The sequence below is a fragment of the Burkholderia sp. E168m23 genome (genome assembly GCF_016586125.1).
Classification (GTDB): domain Bacteria; phylum Pseudomonadota; class Gammaproteobacteria; order Burkholderiales; family Burkholderiaceae; genus Burkholderia; species Burkholderia orbicola.
Window position 1 is genome coordinate 1 of sequence record NZ_BCPP01000719.1, and the last position, 3,744, is coordinate 3,744.

At 64.5% G+C, this 3,744-nt stretch carries 3 protein-coding genes and 1 pseudogene; all 4 read left to right on the forward strand.

Going from position 1 to position 3,744, the window contains the following annotated elements; translation table 11 throughout:
• On the forward strand, positions 1–1,294 hold a 1,294-nt coding region (gene fliF / locus JMF90_RS28180; RefSeq protein ID WP_201325707.1), incomplete at its 5' end, for a flagellar basal-body MS-ring/collar protein FliF.
• On the forward strand, positions 1,278–2,330 hold the full coding sequence (locus JMF90_RS28185) for a flagellar motor switch protein FliG (RefSeq protein WP_126364783.1): 1,053 nt from the start codon (positions 1,278–1,280) through the stop codon (positions 2,328–2,330). The genes fliF and JMF90_RS28185, both read left to right, overlap by 17 nt.
• Positions 2,327–3,004 (forward strand): FliH/SctL family protein, encoded by a 678-nt coding sequence (locus JMF90_RS28190; RefSeq protein ID WP_054928518.1) that lies wholly within the window; start codon positions 2,327–2,329, stop codon positions 3,002–3,004. Before JMF90_RS28185 ends, JMF90_RS28190 begins: the two co-directional genes overlap by 4 nt.
• Positions 3,001–3,744: pseudogene (gene fliI / locus JMF90_RS28195) on the forward strand (flagellum-specific ATP synthase FliI); the annotation flags it as partial. The gene JMF90_RS28190 and the pseudogene fliI, both read left to right, overlap by 4 nt.

Here is a 3,744-nt window from a genome sequence, read left to right on the forward strand (position 1 = left end):
GGAGGGGCTGGAGCAGGTGGACAAGAGCGATCCGCTGGGCGTCAGTCAGTTCGTGCAGGACGTTCGGTTTCGGCGTGGCCTCGAAGGCGAACTGACGCAGAGTGTTATGGCGCTCGAGCCGGTGTCGTCGGCTCGTGTGCATCTGTCGATCGCCAAATCGGCGTCGTTCATTCTGGCCGATGGCGACAAGAGTTCGGCGTCGGTGGTGCTCACGCTCAAGCCCAACCGCAAGCTGAGCAAGGAGCAGATTGCCGCGATAGTCGCGCTGGTAGCGGGCAGCGTGGCGAACCTCGACCCGGCTCGCGTGACGGTGATAGACCAGGCCGGCAATCACCTCTCCGCGCAGATCGATCCGGTACTGGGAAATTCCACACGCGATAGCGAGTTGGGTGCGCAAATGCGTGAACAGGTATTGCGCAATATTCGCGAGTTGCTCACGCCTGTGTTGGGGGACGGCAACTTTCGCGCGAGCGTTGCCGTCGAGCTGGACCACGATCGCGTGGAAGAGACCCGCGAGCAATACGGCGAGGCCCCGAAGGTGACACAGGAAGCGATTCGCGACGAGAAGGACATCGGTCAGGCAGCGTTGGGTGTACCGGGTTCATTGTCGAACCGCCCGGCGCCGCCGTCGACTGCCAGCATGCCCGAAGCGCCACACTCGGCCAAGAACGCGCAGACACGCCAATACGCTTACGACCGCAATGTCGTCCAGATCAAGCGCAGTCCCGTGCGCGTAAAGCGCGTGAACGTGGCGGTGGTTCTGAACAACGCCGCCGCGCCCGGCGGTGGAAAGGCTTGGGCGCCAGCACAACTTGCGCAGGTGGACACGATCCTGCGCAATGGCTTGGGCATCGATGCCGACCGTGCAGATGCACTGACGGTGTCGTCGCTGGACTTCCGCGGCACGCCGGTGTCCGTATCGCAGCCGTGGTGGAAACAGCCCGACAACATCGTAACGATTGGTACTTGGGCAGCGTGGGCATTGGGTGCGCTACTCGGGTTCGTATTCATCTTCCGCCCGCTGCTTAAGGTGCTTCGCATTTGGGCCAACGGCGGGCGCGATCCGCAGTCGCAAGGCGCCAACGCCGTACCCGGCGGTCCGGAAACCCCGGCGCTTGCGGCAGCCGCCGACGCCGACACGCAGCCCCTGCTGCTGGCCGACGCGAATCTCCCGCCGATTGGCTCCGGCGCCGACGTGCTGATCGCACACCTGAAGCATCTGGCCGCTCAGGACCCTGAGCGCGTTGCCGAAGTCATCAAACCCTGGATTCGAGACGATGAGCACACCAACTGACGTACCTGCGACCGTGGACACCGTCATAACGGCAGGCCCGCCGGCCCAGAATCTTGCCGCGGTAGAGCGTGCCGCCATCATCCTGCTCAGCATCGGCGAGGAAGCTGCGGCGGGCGTGCTGCGATGCCTTTCGCGCGAGGAGTTGCTGGACGTGACACTGGCCATGTCACGCATGCAGGGCGTCAAGGTGGAGGCTGTGCAGAACACCATCGAGCACTTCTTCACGAATTTTCGCGAGCAGAGCGGTGTACGGGGTGCTTCGCGCTCGTTCTTGCAGCGCTCGCTTGAGATGGCGCTCGGCGGTGTGGTGGCCAACAGCGTGCTCAACAAGATTTACGGTGACGCGATAGGCCCGAAAATGGCGCGCCTGCAGTGGGCACAGCCGCAATGGCTTGCCGACCGCCTGCGCGATGAGCACGTACGCATGCAAGCCATGTTCCTCGTCTTCCTGCCGCCGGAGCAGGCGAGCCGCGTGATTCAGGCGCTGCCCGAAGTGCGACGCGAGCAAGTGCTGCTCGATATCGCGCGTCTGACCGAGATCGATCATGACCTGCTGCGAGACTTGGAAGACGTAGTCGACGGCTGCATCGCTAACCTTGGCACACAAAGCACGGCCGTCGAAGGTGTGCGGCAGGCCGCCGACATCATTAACCGTATGCCGGGCGACCGCGCCCACATAGTGGAAATTCTGCGTGCCCGAGACCCGGAGTTGGTGGCAGCGGTGGAAGACCTTATCTACGATTTCGCGGTGATCGCGAACCAGGATGATGAGGTGATCTCCGTCATTCTCGAACATGTCGACACGGCGCTGTGGGGCGTGGCGCTTAAGGGTGCCGACCCAGCTGTGCGCGACGCACTGTTGCGCTCGATGCCGCGGCGCGCGGTGCAGGCCTTCGAGGAGATGTTGCGCCGGACGGAACCCGCAATCCCGGGCAAAGTCGAGTCGGCGCGCCGCGAAATCATGGACATCGTACGAAGACTTGCCGACGACGGCGACATCGAACTTCGGCTCGTGGCGGAGGAAGCACTTCGATGAGGACGTACCGACGCTATGCATTTCCCTCGCTGGCACGCATTCGCGCGGCAAGCGAGCAGCTTGGCGGATTCACGGCGCCCGACGAGGTGGATCTGCTCTCCGAGCAACTGCATGTACCACCGGCCGCGGAATTGCTTGAAGAAGCTCGGCAAGCGGGTTACGAGGAGGGCTTTGCCGCCGGCGAACGAGTCGGCGCCGAAGGCGCACGCCGCGATGTGCGTTCTGGGTTCGATGCGCTGGTAGCACCGGTCGACGCGCTGGTTCGTGGCTTCCAGCGCGTGCAGGAAGCGTATCGAGCCAAGGTGCGCAGCGAAGTGGCCGAGCTCGTTGGCGACGTTGCCCGGCAGGTTGCGCGTGCGGAGCTTGAAACTCGTCCCGAGCGGATCCTCGCGTTTGTGGATGAAGCCGTCGGCACGCTGACGAAACCGCCCGAATCCGTCAGCGTGCGACTGAACCCGGCCGATTACGCGCGCCTGGCTGAAGCGGCACCCGACCGAGCGCAGGGCTGGCAACTGGTGCCGGACGACCGGCTCGAGCCCGGCGAATGCCGCGTGCGGGCCGATGACATCGAAATGGACGCGGGCTGTGGTCAGCGCCTTGTCGCCTGCATCGAGCGGATTACCTCGCAGCTTGCGCATGCCCATGCCGATGACTCGGACGGAGTGCCAGCATGAACGAATCCGTACTCGGCAAGCTTCACCTTGGCGATGTGCCCGTCGCAAGGCCGGTAGGGCGCTTGTCCGCCGTCTCGGGCCTCCTGCTTGAGGTGACCGGCTATGCATTCGAGACCGGTCAACTCGCACGGATCGAAACCGCATCGAATGACTGGCTCGACGCCCGCGTGGTCGGCTTTCGGGAAGGCGTGTCGTATTTGATGCCCTTCAGGCCCGCAGAGGGTTTGGCCGCGGGCGCGCGCGTGTTTGGCGATGAAAGTGCGCGCAGGCTGTCGATCGGCGCTGGATGGCGGGGCCGCATCGTCGATGGCCTCGGTGAACCGATCGACGGCCGTGGTCCGCTCGTCGGCGACGCCGTGCTCGATCTGGCTCCCCCGCGCGTGAACCCGCTGCGCAAGCAGCCGGTGGAGGGGGTGATGGACGTAGGCGTGCGCGCGATCGACGGCATGCTGACGTTGGGCCGCGGGCAGCGCGTTGGCCTTTTTGCTGGCAGTGGCGTTGGCAAGAGCGTGCTACTCGGCATGATCGCGCGCCAGGCCGCGGCCGATGTGGTGGTGGTTGGCATGATCGGCGAGCGAGGCCGCGAGGTGCGAGAGTTTATCGAGCACTCGCTTGGCCCCGAAGGCTTGTCCAAAGCCATCGTCGTGGTCGCACCGGCGGATGAATCCCCACTGATGCGTTTGATGGCGACCGAGCTGTGCCACGCGGTTGCCACACACTTTCGCGATGCCGGCAACGAT

What these genes read in the sequence shown, in the direction of transcription:
- JMF90_RS28185 (WP_126364783.1), top strand. Translation starts at nt 1,278, where the DNA reads ATGAGCACACCAACTGACGTACCTGCGACCGTGGACACCGTCATAACG.
- JMF90_RS28190 (WP_054928518.1), top strand. Translation starts at nt 2,327, where the DNA reads ATGAGGACGTACCGACGCTATGCATTTCCCTCGCTGGCACGCATTCGC.